The sequence below is a fragment of the Amycolatopsis sp. NPDC102389 genome, assembly GCF_044765885.1.
Classification (GTDB): domain Bacteria; phylum Actinomycetota; class Actinomycetes; order Mycobacteriales; family Pseudonocardiaceae; genus Amycolatopsis.
In genome coordinates this window covers 27992-45094 of the sequence record NZ_JBIWKX010000050.1, presented here as the reverse complement: position 1 = coordinate 45094, position 17103 = coordinate 27992, and the positions used below count along the sequence as shown (strand labels likewise).

The window sequence follows — 17103 nt, the reverse complement described above, 5'->3', positions numbered from 1 at the left end:
GTTCCGAGGAGCCGGGCTGGCCGCACTCGCCGTGCTGCCGCTCGGTTTCCTCGTGGTGTTCTTCGCCTGGCCGGTCGCGGCGATCATCGGCCGGGGCTTCGGCTCCGGCGGGGTCGGCACGGCCATCGGCGACCCGCTGACCTGGGAACTCGCGTGGTTCACCGTCGCCAGCGCCGGGGTTTCGACGATCGTCGCGGTGCTGGCGGGCCTGCCGGTCGCGTTCCTGCTCGCGCGGGTGCGGCTGCCGGGGGTCTCGCTGGTCCGGACGCTCGTGCTGGTGCCGTTCGTGCTGCCGACCGTGGTGGTCGGCCTGGCGTTCCGCGCGCTCTGGCCCGACGGCGGGCTGCTGCCGCTGGTGCTGGCCAACGCCTTCTTCAACGTCGCCGTCGTCGCACGGACGGTTTCCGGGCTGTGGAGCCATCTCGACCCGCGCACCGTGGACGCGGCGCGGGCCCTCGGCGCGTCGCCGTGGCGCGCCTTCCGCTCGGTGACGCTGCCCGCGCTCGCACCGGCCATCGCGTCCTCGGCCGCGGTGGTGTTCCTGTTCTGTGCCACCAGTTTCGGGGTCGTGCTCATTCTCGGCGGGGCGAAGTACCGCACGCTGGAGACCGAGATCTACCTGCGCACGGTCGAACTGCTCGACCTCTCCGGCGCGGCCGCGTTGTCGCTGGTGCAGTTCGCCGCCGTCGTCGCCGCGCTCGTCGTGGGCGCGCTCGCGCGGCGGCGCCGGGAGAACGCGGTGCGGCTGCGTTCGCGGAGCGAGACCGCGCGGCGGCCCAGGGGCGGCGAATGGTGGGCCGCGGCCGCCGGTCTCGCGGTGATCGCGCTCCTGATGACGCCGATCGTGGCGCTGCTCGTCGAATCAGTGTCCACTTCGGACGGTTGGAGTTTCGCCGGCTACGAAGCCCTCGCCGGACACGGATCCCGAGGCGCGCTTCAGATTTCGGGCTGGGGCGCGGCGTCGATGTCGCTGCGGACGGCGTTCGACGCGACGTTGCTCGCGATGATCGTCGGAGTGCTGGCCTCGGTCGTGCTGGTGGCGTTGCGTCGCACGCCGGGCAGGCTGGCCCGTGGCATGGGCGAGACGATGGACGCCGCGCTGATGCTGCCGCTGGGTGTCTCCGCGGTGACCGTCGGTTTCGGTTACCTGGTCACGCTCGACGCGTTGCCCGGCGACCTGCGGACGTCACCGCTGCTGGTGCCGCTCGCGCAGGCGCTGGTGATCATCCCGCTGATCGTGCGGATGGTGCTGCCGGTGCTGCGGTCGGTCGACGTCCGGCTGCGGCAAGCCGCGTCGACGCTGGGCGCGAGCCCCGGCCGGGTGTGGCGGGAGATCGATCTTCCGCTGACGGCGCGTTCACTGGTCGCGGCGGCCGGTTTCGGTTACGTGGTCGCGCTCGGCGAGTTCGGCGCGACGAGCTTCCTGGCCAGGCCGGACGCGCCGACGTTGCCGGTCGCCGTCGCGACGCTGATCTCGCGCCCGGGGGAGCTGAACAATCAGATGGCCTACGCGGCCTGCGCGCTGCTCATGATCGTGACCGTGGTGGCGGTGGTGCTGATCGACCGGTTCGGCGCGGTCCGCGGGCAGAATTCGGTAGGGGAGTTCTAGTGTCGCTGTCGGTACGGGACCTGACCGTCCACTATGGATCCTTCGCGGCGGTGAAGGACGCCCGGCTGGACATCGCCGACGGTGAGGTGCTGGCCCTGCTCGGACCGTCCGGTTCGGGGAAGTCGACGCTGCTGCGGGCGATCACCGGCCTGGAACCGCAGACGGCGGGCACCGTGCGGTGGGACGGCGAGGATCTCGCCGATGTCCCGGTGCACCGGCGGGGGTTCGGGCTGGTGTTCCAGGACGGGCAGCTGTTCCCGCACAAGGACGTCGCCGCCAACATCGCGTTCGGCCTGCGGATGCACGACGTCCCGCGCGCCGAGCACGCGGACCGCGTCCGCGCGCTGCTGGAGCTGGTCGGGCTCGTCGGCTACGAGCGGCGGAGGGTGACCGAGCTGTCCGGCGGCCAGGCGCAGCGGGTGGCGCTGGCCCGCGCGCTGGCACCGGAGCCGCGGTTGCTGCTGCTGGACGAACCACTGTCCGGTTTGGACGCCGGGCTGCGGGAACAGCTGGCGATCGACCTCGCGGCCCTGCTGCGGCGCAGCAAGATCACCGCGCTCCTGGTCACGCACGATCAGGAGGAGGCGTTCACGCTCGCCGACCGCGTCGCCGTGCTCGACGACGGCGAGATCCGGCAGGAGGGCGCGGTGCGCCGCGTCTGGCGGCAACCGGTGGACGAGGACGTGGCGCGGTTCCTCGGCGTGACCACGTTCGTCGACGGCGAGGCGTCGGGCGGGACGGTGCGGACCGTGCTCGGCGACGTCGAGCTGCCCGACGTCGAGGACGGCGCGGTGCGGCTGGGGCTGCGGCCGCACGGCCTCCGGGTGTCTCCGGACGGCGTCGAGGGCGAGGTCGTCGCCGTGGTGCACCGGCGGGAGCACGTCCGGCTCGTGGTCGCACCCGGTGGTGATCTGTCCACCGTGTCCACTGTGGACGCCGTCGCGCCGGTGACCGCCGATCTACGCCCCGGCGACGCCGTGCGGCTCGCTCTGGACCCGGACGGCGTCGCTCAACTCCCGCATTTCGTCCTCTGAATGCGGTCGTTGCGTGTGCAAGTAGCGCATTCAGAGGACTGAACGCGGGGTCAGCCGTCCCGGGTGGTCAGGCGTGCGTAGGCGATCGAGAGCCCGATGACGATGTAGCAGGCGGCCCGCAGCGCGCCTTCGCCGAGCATCGCCGTGTCCAGCGGATCCATCAGGACCGCGGCCGGAGCCTGCGCCCAATCCTTGTTGAGCAGGAACGGATGCAGCCACGAGACCGCGTCCAGGAAGCCGAGGATGGTGAACACGATCGTCCCGGCCAGCACCGAGGCGACCACCAGCATCGGATGCTCGGTGAACGACGAGATCGCGAGCGCGACCGCGCCGACCGCCCACAGCTGCAGGGTGATCCACAGTGCCACGACCAGTAGCCTGCCCAGCGCGTCCCACACGCTCAGCGTCGAACCGGTGAGGGTGAACATCGAGTCGGCGCCGCTGATGATCAGCCCGGTCACGAAACCGGTGAACGTCATCGCCAGCACCGCGACCACCGACACCGTCGCGACGCCGAACGCCTTGATCGCGAGCAGCCTGCCCCGGCCGACCGGGGCGATCAGCCAGCCCCGCAGTGTCCCGTGGGCCGTCTCGCCGGCGATCGCGTCCGCCCCGGCCATCGCCGAAGCGAGCGGCAAGAGCAGCGCCAACGTCATGGTCAGCGCCGCGACCGGCAGGATGAACCCGTTGTTGACCGCGGAGGCCAGCAGCGCGCCGTCCCGGCCGCCGCTCGTTTCCGAAGAGTCGACGAACGTCAGCGCGGTTCCGATGACCACCGGGATCAACGCGAGCAGGCCCAGCACGGCCAGCGTGCGGGGCCGCCGGAAGATCCAGCGCAGTTCGGCGCGATACAACCGGAGCAGGCCGACGCTGTCCCGGCCGGTCCTCGCCGCGGGTGCCGCGGCCAGAGCGTGGGTCACGACTCCCCCTCACCGTCTACAGTGGACTCCGGCTGGGTCAGCCGGGCGAACAGGTCCTCCAGGCCGGTCCGCGCCCGCGCCGCCTCGTGCACGGCCACTCCGGCCGTCACCAGCTGGCGCAGCACTTCGGGAGCCTCGGCGGCGGTGAGGTCGACGCGGACGCCGTCCGGCGTGAGCCTGCTGCCGATTCTGTTCTCTCGCAACGTTTCCACCGCGAGTTCGGCGTCCGGCGTCCGCACCAGCAGCGCCGCGTTCCCCGACTCCAGCAGTTCCGAGAGCTCGCCCTGGGCGATCACGTTCCCGGACTGGAGCACCGCGACGTGCGTGCAGGTCGCCTCGACCTCGGCCAGCAGATGCGACGACACCAGCACGGTGACGCCGTCGGCGTGCAGTTCGGCGATGATCCGGCGGATCTCCCTGGTCCCCGCCGGGTCGAGGCCGTTGGTCGGCTCGTCGAGCACGACCATCCGCCGCGGCACGAGCAGCGCGCTCGCCAGCCCCATCCGCTGCTTCATCCCCAGCGAATACCCCTTGTAGCGCCGGGTGGCGGCGTCGGTCAGGCCGACGCGCTCAAGCGCCGCGTCGACCGCTCCGGGGATCCCGGCCGTGGCCAGCCTCGGCTCGGCCGCGGCCACGCGCAGCAGGTTCTCCCGCCCGGAGAGGAAAGGGTGGAAACCCGGTCCTTCGACGAGCGCGCCGACGTCGGGCAGCGCGTGCGCCGCCTCGTCGGGCATCTTCTTGCCGAAGAGTTCGACCTCGCCCTCCGTGGGCCGCACGAGACCGAGCAGCATCCGGATGGTCGTCGTCTTGCCCGAACCGTTGGGGCCGAGCATCCCCAGCACGGCGCCTTCGGGAACGTCGAGATCGACGTGGTCCACGGCCACCGTGCGGCCGTAGACCTTGCGCAGGCCCCTGGTGCGGGCCGCCATGGGTACCGCCGGAGCGGACGCCTCCGTAGAGGCGTCCGTCCCGGCTTCGAACGTGGTGGTCACTTCGCGGCCAAAGCCTCGAAGAGGACCTGCTCCGGCACCGCGCCGACGGCGTAGCGGCCGTCGTCGGTCAGCACGCCGGTGCCGACCTTGGTGGTCACCAGCCAGCCGCTGCCCCAGGCACCGCTGACCGGCTTGGCGAACCGCGAAAGCAGCGCCTTCGGGTCGACCTGGCGGCCTTCCTCGTCCTTGGCCTGGCCCGCCTTCGCCAGCGCGTCGCCCGGGATCTTGCCGGTGATCGCGGTGTCCCAGCCGTCGCCGACGACCTTCATGTCGGACTTCGCCTGCTCGGCCAGCTCACGGTTCTTCGGGTCGACCTCGGCGGCCTTCTCGGTCACCTTCGCGCCCTTCGGCGGGGTGAACTCGAAGTTCGACGCCGGCTGCGGCGCGAAGTTGATCTCGCTGAACGAGACCTCCAGCGCCGGGGACGAGGTGCCGTTGGCCAGCACCGTGACCCGCAGCGGCAGCCGGGTCTGGTCGTCGATCGCGACGCGGATCTCGCGCAGGAGCGTCCGTTCGGTCGGCTTCGGGGTCAGCACCAGTTCGTAGGCGGACCGGTTCGCCACCGAGGCCGTCCCGCTGACGGCGATCGTGCTGCTCTCGCGCACCTTGCCGAGCAGTTCCGACGCCACCGTGGCCGGATCGACCGCCTGGCCCTTGGCCTTGTCCTGGTGCTCCTTGGCCAGCCCGTCCGGGATGGTCACCTTCGTGGCCGAGTTGTCCTTGGAGCTGTACTCCCAGACGGTCTGGCCGTTCTGGACGATGGTCTGCTGGCTGGAGCCCTCGGTGAGCGAAACCTTGCTCTTGCCGGCACCGTCGGTCGAAATCTGCGCCGAGTCGACGTCCAGCGCCGAGACACCGGGCAGGGTGCTGCCGACCTGCGGCAGGCCGAGGTCGTTGCTGACCTTGACCTTCCCGTCGAACGCCGACGGCTTCGCGTTGAGCGTCGACTGCACCAGCTCTTCGGCGCTGATCTGCGGCAAGACGGGCGCGTCGCCCGCGGTGGCCGGCATCGCGACGACGGCGAGCCCGCCGACGCCGAGCGCCGTCCCCACCACCGCCGCGGTGATGGCCTTCCTCTTCGGATCCATGCTGTCTCTCCCTGTTTCCCCGAACCCCAGTGTGCTCGGGTCTTGGCGACAACGCTTCCCCGGAAACGCTGAGATACCACTCAGACTCCGCTCCCGGAGCTGAGATGGCACTGAGAGGTCGCGCGTGAGCTGGTGAAAGCGTGAATGATGAGTGACGTGAAACCTCGAGTACTGGTGGTCGACGACGAGCCCGGCGTGCGCAAGGCGTTGCAGCGGGGGCTGCGCGCCGAAGACATGGACGTGGTCACGGCGGCCGACGGGCCCAGCGGCCTGCGGCTCGCGCAGACGGGCTCCTTCGACGTCGTCCTGCTCGACATCATGCTTCCGGGGCTTTCCGGCTACCGCGTGCTCGAACGGCTGCGCGCGCTCGGCGTCACCACGCCGGTGCTGATGATCTCGGCGAAGGACGGCGAGGTCGACCAGGCCGACGGTCTCGACCTCGGCGCCGACGGCTACCTCGTGAAGCCGTTCTCGTTCGTCGTCCTGGTCGCGCAGGTACGCGCGGTGCTGCGGCGGGCTTCGCCGGACGGCACCCGCGGGCCGCTGCGCATCGGCGCGCTCGAGGTCGATCGAAGCCTGCGGCAGGTCCGCTACGACGGCATCGACGTGGCGTTCAGCCCTCGCGAGTTCGCGTTGCTGGAGGTGCTGGCCGGCCGGGCCGGAACGGTGGTCACCAAGGACGAACTGCTGCGCGCCGTCTGGGGCGACGAGCAGGCCGCGACCCGCAACGTCGTCGAGGTCTACGTCGGCTACGTGCGCCGCAAACTCGACGCGGTCGGCGCGGGCGCACTGGTCCGGACCGTGCGCGGGCACGGCTACCTGGCCTCGGATCCGCAGCTCGACGAAGTGATCGCCCCGGCGGGACAGGGGTGATCGGCTCGCCGTCTTGGTGGCGCCGCCGATCGCTGGGGGTCCGGATCACCCTGCTCGCGGCCACGGTCACGCTCGGCTTCCTGCTCGGGCTGGCGGCGGTCGCCGGGGACAACCTGCAGCCGCTGCTCATCGGTTCGGTCGACGACGAGCTGAGTGCCCAGCTGGACTCCGCGAAGGCCGACGTCTCGGCCGGGCGGACACCCTCGGGGTCGGCGGTCACCGTCCGCGTCCTCGACACCGCGGGCGGCCCGGTCGACGGCCTGCCACCGGCGAACCTGGGCCCCACGGACATCCGCGCGCTGAAGGCGGGCGAATCGATCACGACCGGGGGCGAGCACAGCTGGCGCTGGGCGGGCACCGTCGTCACCGCACCCGATGGACAGCAACGGCTCGTCGTCGCGGGCGCGGGCTTGGTCGGCTTCGCGACGGCCGTGCACTCCGGTGGGTTGTGGCTGTTCGTGGTCGCGTCGGTCGGCGCGGTGGGGGCGGGGATCGCGACGTGGCTGCTGGTGCGGTTCGCTCTGCGGCCGGTGGCGCGGATGCGCGGATCGGTGCGCGCGCTCCCGCCGGGCGCGCGGCTGCCGCTCCCGGATTCACACGACGAACTCCGCGCGCTGGCGGAGGAGTTCAACGCGCTGCTGGCGCGGCAGGAGGAGGGCTCCGATCGGCTCCGGCGGTTCACCGGGGACGCCGCGCACGAGCTCCGGTCACCGGTCGCGTCGATCCGCGTGCAGGCCGAGGTCGCCGTCGCCAATCCCGATCCCGACCTCTCGCAGGAGACGCTTTCCGACATCCTGGAGGAGTCGGAGCGGCTGTCCGCGCTGCTCGACGGGCTGCTCGCGCTGGCGAGGTCGGACGCGGGGGAGGTCCCGCCCGCCGAACCGGTCGAGCTGGTGAGCGAGGTGCGGGACGCGGTCGCGCGGATGCCCGCCGGCGCGCCCGAGATCCGGGTCAGCGGCACGGTCGGGACGGCGTGGGCGCTGGCCACGCACTCCGAGGTCGAACTGGTGCTGAGCAACCTGCTGCGCAACGCCTGCCGGTACGCGCGGAGCGAGATCGTGGTGTCGGTGCTGGCGGCGCGGTCCACCGTGCGGGTGGTCGTCGACGACGACGGGCCGGGCATCGCGCCGGAGCATCGGGAACGGGTCTTCGACCGCTTCTACCGCGTGTCGGATTCGCGGGCGCGGTCTTCCGGTGGCACCGGGCTGGGCCTGGCGATGGTCGCGGAAGCCGTCCGGCGCCGAGGGGGGCGGGTGCGCGTCGGCGAATCACCCGATGGCGGGGCGCGGTTCCAGATCGTCTGGCAGGCGGCGCGGCCCGGCGCGTGACTCGCGTGCTTGGAGGCGTAACTCGCGTGTTTGGAGGCGTAACACCGTGATCCGGCGTTAAACACGCGAGTTACGGGTTCAGACACGCGTGATCCGGGTTCGGGCACGCGCGGTCGTAGGGTGAGCGCGTGGTGATCGTGGGCGCCGCCATCGTGCGGAACGGACAGGTGCTGGCGCAGCAGCGGGCTTGGCCCGCCGACCACGCCGGGCAATGGGAACTGCCGGGCGGGCGGGTCGAGGACGGCGAAAGCGACGAGGCCGCCTTGGCGCGGGAATGCCTGGAGGAACTGGACGTCGCGGTGACGGTCGCGGGCCGCGTCGGCGACGACGTGCCGCTGCCGAAGGGGAAGGTGCTGCGGATCTACGCCGCTTCCCTGGCCAGCGCGGGGGACGAGCCGCGGGCGGTGGAGCACAAGGACGTCCGGTGGGTCTCCGCGCGCGAACTCGACGACCTCGACTGGCTGCCCGCCGACCGGATCCTCCTGCCCGCCCTGCGCACCCTGCTCTCAAGTCCGTGAAGGCCTCCTTCCCTACCCTGAAAGTAGGGAAGGAGGCCTTCACGGACCTTCAGCCGGCGCCGATGAGCCGCAGCGCCGACTGCAACCGGTGCTCGCCCCGTTCCGCCGCCCGGACGGCACCCGCCTTGCGAACCCGCTCCAGTTCACCGGGGTCGGCCAGCAGGGCCAGCGCGCGCTCCCGGACCGGCCGCAGCTCCTCGATGAGCGCGTCGGCGACGGTCTCCTTCACCTGGCCGTAGGAGTCGAACCGGTCGGCGAGGACTTCGGGCTTGTCCTTGACGCAGGCCGCGAGGATGTCCAGCAGGTTCGCCATGCCCGGCCGGGCCTCCGGCGCGTAGGCCGGCTTCGACCCGCCGTCGGTCTTCGCGCGTTTGACCTTCCGCCGGACCTGGTCGGGTTCGTCGAGGACGAAGATCACCCCGGCCTCTTCCTTCGTCGACTTCGACATCTTCCGCGTCGGCTCGGCGAGGTCCATGACCCGCGCCCCGGCGGGCGGCAGCACCGCCTTCGGCATGGTGAACACGTCGCCGTAGGTGGTGTTGAACCGCTTCGCCAGCGTTCGCGCCAGCTCGACGTGCTGCCGCTGGTCCTCGCCGACCGGGACCTCGTCCGCGCCCTGCAGGAGGATGTCGGCCGCCATCAGCACCGGATAGGTCAGCAGGGACAGCCGGACACCGGCGCGCCCCTTCGACTTCTCCTTGAACTGGATCATCCTGGCGGCCTCGCCGTAGTTGCAGGTGCATTCGAGGACCCAGTTGAGGGCGCCCAGCTCGCGGGCTATGTCGGATTGCACGAACACGCGGTCCGGCTCGATCCCGGCCGCGATCAGCACGGCCAGCTGCTCCGACGCCATCGAGCGCAGTTTCGCCGGATTGTGCGCGTTCGTCATGGCGTGCAGGTCGGAGACGAAGTACAGGTCGTCCGGCCCGCCCTCGTCCGCCCAGCGCCGAATGGCCCCCAGGTGGTTCCCGACGTGGACGTGGCCGGACGGGGTGATCCCGGACAACCTGATCATCTGCCTTCTTCCTTCCGGATTCGGGCCGCCCCAGGGTCCGGGCACGAAAAAGGCCGCCCGGTGGGGCGGCCTGGTGGTGCGCTCGTCTGGTTCAGCGCAGGACTTCGGGGCCGCCGGAGGGCGGCCACCACTGAGCGTTCTGCGCGCGCATGCCGACGATCCTACCCACCGCGCGCAAGTAGTCCTCTGGATGCGGTGGTTCGAGGTCGAACCACCGCATCCAGAGGACTACACGCGAAGTGAAAAAGAAGGGCGAGTCACTCATTCCGGGCACAGAGCGTCAACACTTCATATCAGCCGGGGCAGTACGTCCGTCATATTGGAGATCCGGGTCTACCTTCATCTCATGTTTGTCGTCCTGCTGACCTACACCGCGCCCATCGAAGAAATCGACTACGTGCTCCCGGATCACGCCGACTGGCTGACCAAACAGTACGAACACGGCAATTTCCTCGCTTCCGGCAGGCGCAACCCGCGCATCGGCGGCGTGATCATCACCAAGCCCATGGCCAGGGGAAAGCTGGACGCGATCCTCGCGACCGACCCCTTCTCGATCAAGCACATGGCCACCTACGAAGTGATCGAGTTCTCCCCGACCCGCACCGCGCCGGAACTGCGGGCGATCAACGAGGCGGTGGCGCACTGACGATCTGCTAGGCGGCCTTCGCGATCTTCGTCTTCGCCTTTTTCAGGGCGAGAACGGGGCATTTGCCGCACCGCGACTTCGACCGGCAGCATTTCTTCTTGACCTTGCCGGACTTCATCCATTTGTGCACGAGCTTGTGCGGGTCGTCGGGTAGTTTCTTGCCCACTCGCGCTCCTTCTCCGACCGGCGTCGGCGACCTCTACACGTTAGGTGAGCCTAACCGATCTTGGGGCGTGGGGCTGCTCACAGTCGGGCTACCGGTATCCTGGTGTGGTCCGCGTATGGCCAAAGTCGGCCAGGCGTGTCTCGAACGCGCGAGCGCGGGCACCACACCCGAACTTGAAACCTTTGGAGCCTTCGCGTGCCCGCAGCCAGCGCCACCGCAGTCGATGCCGGCCGCTCGTCCGGCAAGACCCGGCCCGACCTGCGCAACGTCGCCATCGTCGCACACGTCGACCACGGCAAGACGACCCTCGTCGACGCCATGCTCCGGCAGTCCGGTGCCTTCGAGGAACGCGCCGAACTCGTCGACCGCGTGATGGACTCCGGGGAGCTCGAGCGGGAAAAGGGCATCACGATCCTCGCGAAGAACACCTCCATCCACCGCGAGACCGAGAACGGCCCGGTGACCATCAACGTCATCGACACCCCCGGCCACGCGGACTTCGGCGGCGAGGTCGAGCGCGGTCTGGCCATGGTCGACGGCGTCGTCCTGCTGGTCGACGCCAGCGAGGGTCCGCTCCCGCAGACCCGGTTCGTCCTCCGCAAGACCCTCGAAGCCGGCCTGCCGGTGATCCTGGTCGTCAACAAGACCGACCGCCCCGACGCCCGGATCTCCGAGGTCGTCGAGGAGACCCACGACCTCCTGCTCGACCTGGCCGGTGACATCGAGGACGCCGACCTCGACGCGATCCTCGACCTCCCCGTCGTCTTCGCCTCCGCCCGTGCGGGCAAGGCGAGCCTCGAGCAGCCCGCCGACGGCGCGGTGCCCGAGAGCGAGAACCTCGACCCGCTGTTCGAGACCCTGCTGCGCCACGTGCCGCCGCCCTTCGCCGACCGCGAAGGCCCGCTGCGCGCGCTGGTCACCAACCTCGACGCGTCGAACTTCCTCGGCCGGATCGCGCTGATCCGCATCCACTCCGGCAACCTCCGCAAGGGCCAGACCGTGGCCTGGATGCGCGAGGACGGCTCCATCCAGAACGTCCGGATCTCCGAACTGCTGGTCACCGAGGCGCTCACCCGCGTCCCGGCGACCGAGGCCAGCGCGGGCGAGCTGGTCGCGATCGCCGGCATCCCGGAGATCACCATCGGCGACACGCTGGCCGACGTCGAGAACCCCGAGGCGCTGCCCCGGATCGCCGTCGACGAGCCCGCCATCTCGATGACCATCGGCGTCAACACCTCGCCGCTGGCCGGCCGCAGCGGCGGCGACAAGGTCACCGCGCGGCTCGTGAAGGCCCGGCTGGACCAGGAGCTGATCGGTAACGTCAGCATCAAGGTGCTGCCGACCGAGCGCCCCGACACCTGGGAGGTCCAGGGCCGTGGCGAGCTGGCGCTGGCCATCCTCGTCGAGCAGATGCGCCGTGAGGGCTTCGAGCTGACCGTCGGCAAGCCGCAGGTGGTCACCAAGATGATCGACGGCAAGCTGCACGAGCCGTTCGAGCGCCTGTCGATCGACGCCCCGGAGGAGCACCTCGGCGGCATCACCCAGCTCCTCGCCGCCCGCAAGGGCCGCATGGAGCACATGGGCGGGCACGGCAGCGGCCGTATCAAGCTCGACTACGTCCTCCCGGCGCGTGGCCTGATCGGCTTCCGCACCGACTTCCTCACCGAGACCCGCGGCACCGGTATCGCGAACCACGTGTTCGAGGGGTACTTCCCGTGGGCGGGCGAGATCCGCACCCGCCACTCGGGCTCCTTGGTCGCCGACCGTTCCGGCCCGATCACCGCGTACGCGATGATCCAGCTGGCCGACCGCGGCACCTTCTTCGTCGAGCCCGGCGCCGAGGTGTACGAGGGCATGGTCGTGGGCGAGAACCCGCGCGCCGAAGACCTCGACATCAACATCACCAAGGAGAAGAAGCTGACCAACATGCGTCAGTCCTCCGCCGACGTGATGGAGACGCTGGCCCGCCCGCGCAAGATGGGCCTGGAGGAGGCGCTGGAGTTCTGCTCCGTCGACGAATGCGTCGAGGTCGCCCCCGACGTCGTCCGGATCCGCAAGGTCACGCTGGACGTCAACCAGCGCGCCAAGGAGCGCAACCGCAACAAGAACCGCGGCTGAGCAGAGCCAAGGTGGGGCACTCACGAGAGGTGCCCCGGCGCGCTGCTCGTCCCTGCAGTACATGAAGGCCCCCTTCCTTGCGCCAGGCGCAGTGAAGGGGGCCTTCATGTACTTGGGAAGGCGTGAAGGTCGAGTTTCCTCGGCTGAGTGCCGGCGATCGTCGAGTCCGTGAAGGCCTCCTTGAGGGACCCAGAGTCCCTCAAGGAGGCCTTCACGGACCGGGGTCCGAATCGCCACTCACGACCCGGATCCGGCCGGGCGAAGGCTCCTTTTACCGCATCGGACGCGGTGAAGGGAGCCTTCAGCCCGCGCGTTCCGGTGCCGAATGCGGTCACGCACCGTATTCGGTCGGGCGTTCTTCGTTAAAGAAAGGTCCTTTACCGACAATTTCGAGGGAAAGTCGATCGCCCTTTTCGGACGGTGTTCACAACACCGGAACGGGGCAGCGGGACGACTGCCGGAGCGGCCGCGCGCGCCGGTTCGGGAAGACGGATCCGGACCGTCGCGAAACAAAAGAACCTAAATGCGTCCGGATAGGACTCGCGCGCGTGATCGTTTCGGTCGTGAATCGTGCGGTGGCGAACATTCCGGTGGGCGTTCCGGAATGTTCCGGGTTTGCGGAACCGATTCCCGGAGGAACGCGATCCGGCGCGGCCGAAAAGCCTCGGCGCGGCAGGAACCCCGAGGGGCTCCCGGACGTCCACCGGAGGAGGACGGCATCCGGTCGGGCGACGGCCGGGCCGATATGGGAATCTCGCTGCCGAGGCCATGTCCGGCGTGATAGCTCTATGGCGACGGGGCGAGGGACAAACCAGGAGGATCCAGGCGTGCGGTCACGGACCACAGCGGCACCCATGCTGGCGTGCGCGGCGGTGCTCCTCGCCGCCTGCAGCAACACCCCGCCCCCGCCCGTGGTCAGCTCTTCAGCCTCTCCGGTGAGCACGTCGACCACGAAGACGCCTTCGCAGGTCGTCGTGGGTGTCGACGACGTGCTCGGCGGCTACAACCCCCACAACCTCGCCGACGCGTCCCAGGTGACGTCGGCGCTCTCGCAGCTGCTGCTTCCCTCGGTGTTCCGCCCCAAGGACGACGGCAGCTTCGAACTGGACAAGAACCTGATGAAGTCCGCCGAGGTCGTCTCGCAGCAGCCGTTCACGGTCGCGTACACGATCCGCCCGGACGCCTCCTGGTCCGACAGCGCGCCGATCGCCGCCGAGGACTTCGCGTACCTCCGCGAGGCGATGCGCGACCAGCCGGGCGTCATCGGCGCCGCCGGCTACCGGCTGATCTCGGACATCCAGTCGCGCGAAGGCGGCAAGCGGGTCGAGGTCACCTTCTCCAAGCCGTACCCGGGCTGGCAGACGCTCTTCGACAACCTCCTGCCCGCGCATCTGCTCAAGGACGCCCCGAACGGGTGGCAGGGCGCGCTGGCGACGACGTTCCCGGCCGTCGGCGGCCCGTACTCCATCAAGGGGCTCGACACCGCGCGCGGAGAGGTCACCCTGGAGCGCAACGAGCGCTATTGGGAGAAACCCTCCGCCCTCGACCGGATCGTGCTCCGTGCGGCCGATCAGGACGGCACACTGGCCGCCCTGCGCAGCGGCAACGACCAGTTCGCGATGACCAGGACAGACGGCACCGGCCTCAAACGGCTCGGTGAGCTCGGCTCCGCCGTCCAGCTGCACACGGTCGCGCGTCCCACGGTCGCGCAGATCCTGCTGCGGCCGGTGAGTTCGACGCTGTCGGACGCCAAGGTGCGCGAAGGCGTCACCGCGCTGATCGACCGCGGCAAGCTGATCACCGAAGCGGCGGAGGGCGGACCGTCGGACAAGCTCCGCGCCGACGCCCAGGTCCGCGTCCCCTCGGCCCCCGGCTTCCAGTCGACGATCCCGGCCCCGGGCCCGCCGTCGGCGGCCGACCCGGTCAAGGGCGAGGAACTGCTCAAGACCGCCGGGTACACCAAGGAAGCCGGAACCTGGCGGAAGAACGGGAAGAACCTTTCGCTGGTCGTCGCGTCGCCCGCCAAGCAGGAGCCGTACGCGACGATCGCCAAGGAGCTGACGGCGCAACTGGTGGCCGCGGGGATCGAGGTCAACGCGATCGCGCCGCAGCCGAGGGAGCTGTTCTCGACCCTGCTGGCCATGCCGGTGCTCAACGGGATCCAGCAGACGACCCCGGAGGGCGCGGGCAACGTCGGCATCGACATCGCGGTGATCGGCCAGGTCACCGGGGGTGCGGACGTCGCTTCGGCGCTGGCGTCCGCCTTCGGCTGCCGTCCCGATCAGCTCACCGACAAGACCAAGGCCGTCGTCCCCGGCAACCCGCTGGGCTTCTGCGATCCGGCCCTGCAGCCGTCGATCGACGCCGCGCTGACCGGCGCCACCCCGGCCGCCGAGGCGCTTTCGGCCCTGGAACCGGAATTGTGGCGCCGGAATGTTGCCATTCCGTTGTTCCAGCTGGCCGATACCCTCGCCATCGGCTCTGGTATTTCCGGAGTAACCGCTGGTCCTCCTATGGTGGGCCCTTTCGGGTCGGCGGTGAACTGGACGCGGGGTCCGAAGTAGCCGTTTCGAGTCCGAGTCCGCCCCTGGAGGGTGACCTTTCCCGGCACGTTCGAGTGGCGGACTGATTCCTCAAGGTAACCAGTGTATTTCTCGATGTCAGCCGCAAGTTACCCTTTGGTCACGATCGCCCCGGAACTGGTGACTGTTCGTGCATTTCCTTTCTAGCGTGCACCCGCAGTGCGCCAAATGAGTGTCGCTTGGCGTGTCATAGGCTCCGGGCCATCTCACCGGAGCGGTGTGGGGTCCTGTTCCGATCTCAGGAGCCCAGTGCTAGGAGGGCACACTTCATGAGGAAGTCCAAGGCAGTCTCCGCCTGGTCGCTGGTCGCGGCCTCCGCGCTTGTGCTGAGCGCATGCAGCGGTGGCGACAGCGGCAGTACCGACCAGAACGGGTCGTCGACCGACATCAAGAGCATGGCGGTCGGTAAGGCGCAGAACGGCGAAAACTTCAAGCTCGCGGACACCCCGGGGTACGAAGGCACCGTCACGGTGGGCATCGACGACGGGTACTCGGGTTACAACAACGACACGCCTGACACCAACACGTCGTACAACACCTACATCCTGACCGCCGTGCTCGCCGGCGCCGATGTGCTCGACGGCAACAACAAGGTGCTGCTGAACAACGACGTGTTCGACTCCTGGGAGGTCACCTCCAAGTCGCCGCAGACCGTCGTCTACAAGATCAAGCCGAACGTCAAGTGGTCGGACAACGAGGCGTTCGACTGCGACGACATGTACCTCGCGTGGCTGGCGCACTCCGGTGCCGCCAAGACCGCCGACGGCAAGCAGGCCTTCCTCGCCGCTTCGACGACCGGCTACCAGCTGATCAACGAGGCGACCTGTAAGGACGACCTGACCTTCGAGACCAAGTACACCGAGCCGTACCTGGACTACAAGGGTCTGTTCAACTCGACCGCGATCATGCCCGCGCACATCGTCGAGAAGAACTCGGGCGTCGCCGACATCACCAAGCTGACCCCGACCGGCGACGTCGCCCAGCTGACCAAGGCCGGTGACTTCTGGACGAACGGCTTCAAGGGCTTCAAGGCCGACGTCATGCCGGCTTCGGGCCCGTACAAGATCACCGCGTTCGACGCCAACCAGAAGGCCGTCACGCTCGAGAAGAACCCGAACTGGATCGGTGGCAAGGGTGGCCCCTCCAAGATCGTCGTGAAGGCGATGGAGGACACCAAGGCCATGGCGACCGCGCTGCAGAACGGTGAGATCGACATCGCCGCTTCGACCCAGCCCGACGCCACCGCGGCCAACACCATGAAGGGCCTTTCCGCCCAGGGTGTCACCTACGGTTCGGCCTCGCAGCTGACCTTCGAGCACATCGACATGAACTACAAGCGCATGTTCAAGGACAAGGACCTGCGCAAGGCGTTCTTCGAGGTCGTCAACCGCCAGGAGATCACCGACAAGCTGCTGAAGGAGGTCCAGGCCGACGCGACCCCGCTGAACAGCATCGTGTTCATGCCGGGCGAGCAGGGCTTCAAGGACCTGTACAGCAGCAAGGCCGGTCTGGGCGCCGAGGCCGCGGCCAAGACGCTGACCGACGCCGGCTGGGTCAAGGGTGGCGACGGTATCTTCGCCAAGGGCGGCCAGCGCGCGTCGTTCAAGATCTCGCACAACCAGAACGCCCGCCGTCAGCAGACCGTCGAGATCATCATCTCGCAGGCCAAGGCCGCCGGTATCGAGATCACGGACGACCAGGACGCCAACTTCCTGAAGGGTGGCCGTCTCGCGGCCAGCGACTACGACGCCGCGCTCTTCGGCTGGTCCGCCGCTCCGTTCAAGGCCGAGCAGAAGTCGATCTACATCACCCGTGTCGACGACAGCAGCCAGAACTACCAGGGCCTGTCCAACAAGACGATCGACGAGGCCTTCGAGGCGGCCGTGAAGGCGACCGACGAGAAGGTGCAGCTGGAGAGCTACCAGAAGGCCGACCAGGCGATCGCGGACGAGTACGCGACGCTGCCGCTGTTCCAGACCCCGTCCATGTGGGCGTTCAAGGGCATCGACCGCACTTACATGCAGTCGTACAACGGTGTCCTGTGGAACGTCGGTGAGTGGGAGCAGAAGAAGTAGGGCCTTCCGCCCCGCTTTTTCACCACTCGCTTACGCGATCCTGGTGGTACGGGGGCCCGGCCACAAGCCGGGCCCCCGTACCCGCCGGAAGTAGCTGTTGACCGTAGGGTTACCGCCACTACGGTGGACAACCGGGCAG

15 protein-coding genes are annotated in these 17103 nt (G+C 69.3%); 9 read left to right on the top strand and 6 right to left on the bottom strand.

All coding sequences use genetic code 11. The features are described from left to right. Nucleotides 1-31: 31 nt before the first annotated feature. Both ACIRGA_RS31690 and ACIRGA_RS31685 read left to right on the top strand, forming a co-directional pair. Nucleotides 32-1609 carry an ABC transporter permease gene (locus ACIRGA_RS31690; protein ID WP_400947959.1) on the top strand — a complete coding sequence of 526 codons (1578 nt, stop codon included), beginning with the start codon at nt 32-34 and terminating at the stop codon, nt 1607-1609. Continuing rightward, a complete protein-coding gene (locus ACIRGA_RS31685) occupies nt 1609-2643 on the top strand; it encodes an ABC transporter ATP-binding protein (RefSeq protein ID WP_400947907.1) in 1035 nt (344 codons plus the stop codon). Before ACIRGA_RS31690 ends, ACIRGA_RS31685 begins: the two co-directional genes overlap by 1 nt. Before the next feature lie 50 nt (nt 2644-2693). Here ACIRGA_RS31685 and ACIRGA_RS31680 read toward each other — a convergent pair whose 3' ends face one another. Genes ACIRGA_RS31680 through ACIRGA_RS31670 form a run of 3 tightly spaced genes read right to left on the bottom strand, consistent with a single transcriptional unit; the run spans nt 2694 to nt 5643 of the window. Further along, nucleotides 2694-3563 (bottom strand): ABC transporter permease, encoded by an 870-nt coding sequence (locus tag ACIRGA_RS31680; RefSeq protein ID WP_400947905.1) that lies wholly within the window; start codon nt 3561-3563, stop codon nt 2694-2696. Next, a complete protein-coding gene (locus ACIRGA_RS31675) occupies nt 3560-4555 on the bottom strand; it encodes an ABC transporter ATP-binding protein (RefSeq protein ID WP_400947902.1) in 996 nt (331 codons plus the stop codon). The genes ACIRGA_RS31680 and ACIRGA_RS31675 overlap by 4 nt, the downstream gene beginning before the upstream one ends. Continuing rightward, nucleotides 4552-5643: an outer membrane lipoprotein carrier protein LolA gene (locus tag ACIRGA_RS31670; RefSeq protein WP_400947900.1), complete on the bottom strand. Its 1092-nt coding sequence runs from the start codon at nt 5641-5643 to the stop codon at nt 4552-4554. The genes ACIRGA_RS31675 and ACIRGA_RS31670 overlap by 4 nt, the downstream gene beginning before the upstream one ends. Nucleotides 5644-5787: 144 nt before the next feature. Here ACIRGA_RS31670 and ACIRGA_RS31665 point away from each other — a divergent pair, with 144 nt between their 5' ends. From ACIRGA_RS31665 to ACIRGA_RS31655, 3 genes are all read left to right on the top strand, one after another. Further along, nucleotides 5788-6516 carry a response regulator transcription factor gene (locus ACIRGA_RS31665; protein ID WP_400947898.1) on the top strand — a complete coding sequence of 243 codons (729 nt, stop codon included), beginning with the start codon at nt 5788-5790 and terminating at the stop codon, nt 6514-6516. Continuing rightward, nucleotides 6513-7844 carry an ATP-binding protein gene (locus tag ACIRGA_RS31660; RefSeq protein WP_400947896.1) on the top strand — a complete coding sequence of 444 codons (1332 nt, stop codon included), beginning with the start codon at nt 6513-6515 and terminating at the stop codon, nt 7842-7844. Before ACIRGA_RS31665 ends, ACIRGA_RS31660 begins: the two co-directional genes overlap by 4 nt. Nucleotides 7845-7972: 128 nt before the next feature. Then, on the top strand, nt 7973-8362 hold the full coding sequence (locus ACIRGA_RS31655) for a (deoxy)nucleoside triphosphate pyrophosphohydrolase (RefSeq protein WP_400947894.1): 390 nt from the start codon (nt 7973-7975) through the stop codon (nt 8360-8362). A gap of 49 nt (nt 8363-8411) precedes the next feature. On the opposite strand, the gene trpS is transcribed toward ACIRGA_RS31655, so the two are convergent. After that, a complete protein-coding gene (gene trpS / locus ACIRGA_RS31650; RefSeq protein WP_400947891.1) occupies nt 8412-9377 on the bottom strand; it encodes a tryptophan--tRNA ligase in 966 nt (321 codons plus the stop codon). Nucleotides 9378-9468: 91 nt separating this feature from the next. Continuing rightward, nucleotides 9469-9597 carry a hypothetical protein gene (locus ACIRGA_RS31645; RefSeq protein ID WP_400947889.1) on the bottom strand — a complete coding sequence of 43 codons (129 nt, stop codon included), beginning with the start codon at nt 9595-9597 and terminating at the stop codon, nt 9469-9471. A gap of 126 nt (nt 9598-9723) precedes the next feature. Between ACIRGA_RS31645 and ACIRGA_RS31640 the strand changes: the two genes are divergently transcribed. Next, nucleotides 9724-10023 (top strand): YciI family protein, encoded by a 300-nt coding sequence (locus ACIRGA_RS31640; RefSeq protein ID WP_400947886.1) that lies wholly within the window; start codon nt 9724-9726, stop codon nt 10021-10023. Between the two features lie 7 nt (nt 10024-10030). On the opposite strand, the gene ACIRGA_RS31635 is transcribed toward ACIRGA_RS31640, so the two are convergent. Further along, entirely contained in the window at nt 10031-10189 is a 159-nt protein-coding gene (locus tag ACIRGA_RS31635; RefSeq protein WP_400947884.1) for a hypothetical protein, read from the bottom strand. A gap of 195 nt (nt 10190-10384) precedes the next feature. On the opposite strand from ACIRGA_RS31635, the gene typA reads away from it, so the two are divergent. From typA to ACIRGA_RS31620, 3 genes are all read left to right on the top strand, one after another. Continuing rightward, entirely contained in the window at nt 10385-12307 is a 1923-nt protein-coding gene (gene typA, locus ACIRGA_RS31630) for a translational GTPase TypA (RefSeq protein ID WP_400947881.1), read from the top strand. Between the two features lie 854 nt (nt 12308-13161). Next, nucleotides 13162-14871 carry an ABC transporter family substrate-binding protein gene (locus ACIRGA_RS31625; protein WP_400947957.1) on the top strand — a complete coding sequence of 570 codons (1710 nt, stop codon included), beginning with the start codon at nt 13162-13164 and terminating at the stop codon, nt 14869-14871. Nucleotides 14872-15158: 287 nt separating this feature from the next. After that, nucleotides 15159-16964 carry an ABC transporter family substrate-binding protein gene (locus ACIRGA_RS31620; protein ID WP_400947879.1) on the top strand — a complete coding sequence of 602 codons (1806 nt, stop codon included), beginning with the start codon at nt 15159-15161 and terminating at the stop codon, nt 16962-16964. Nucleotides 16965-17103: the final 139 nt, after the last annotated feature.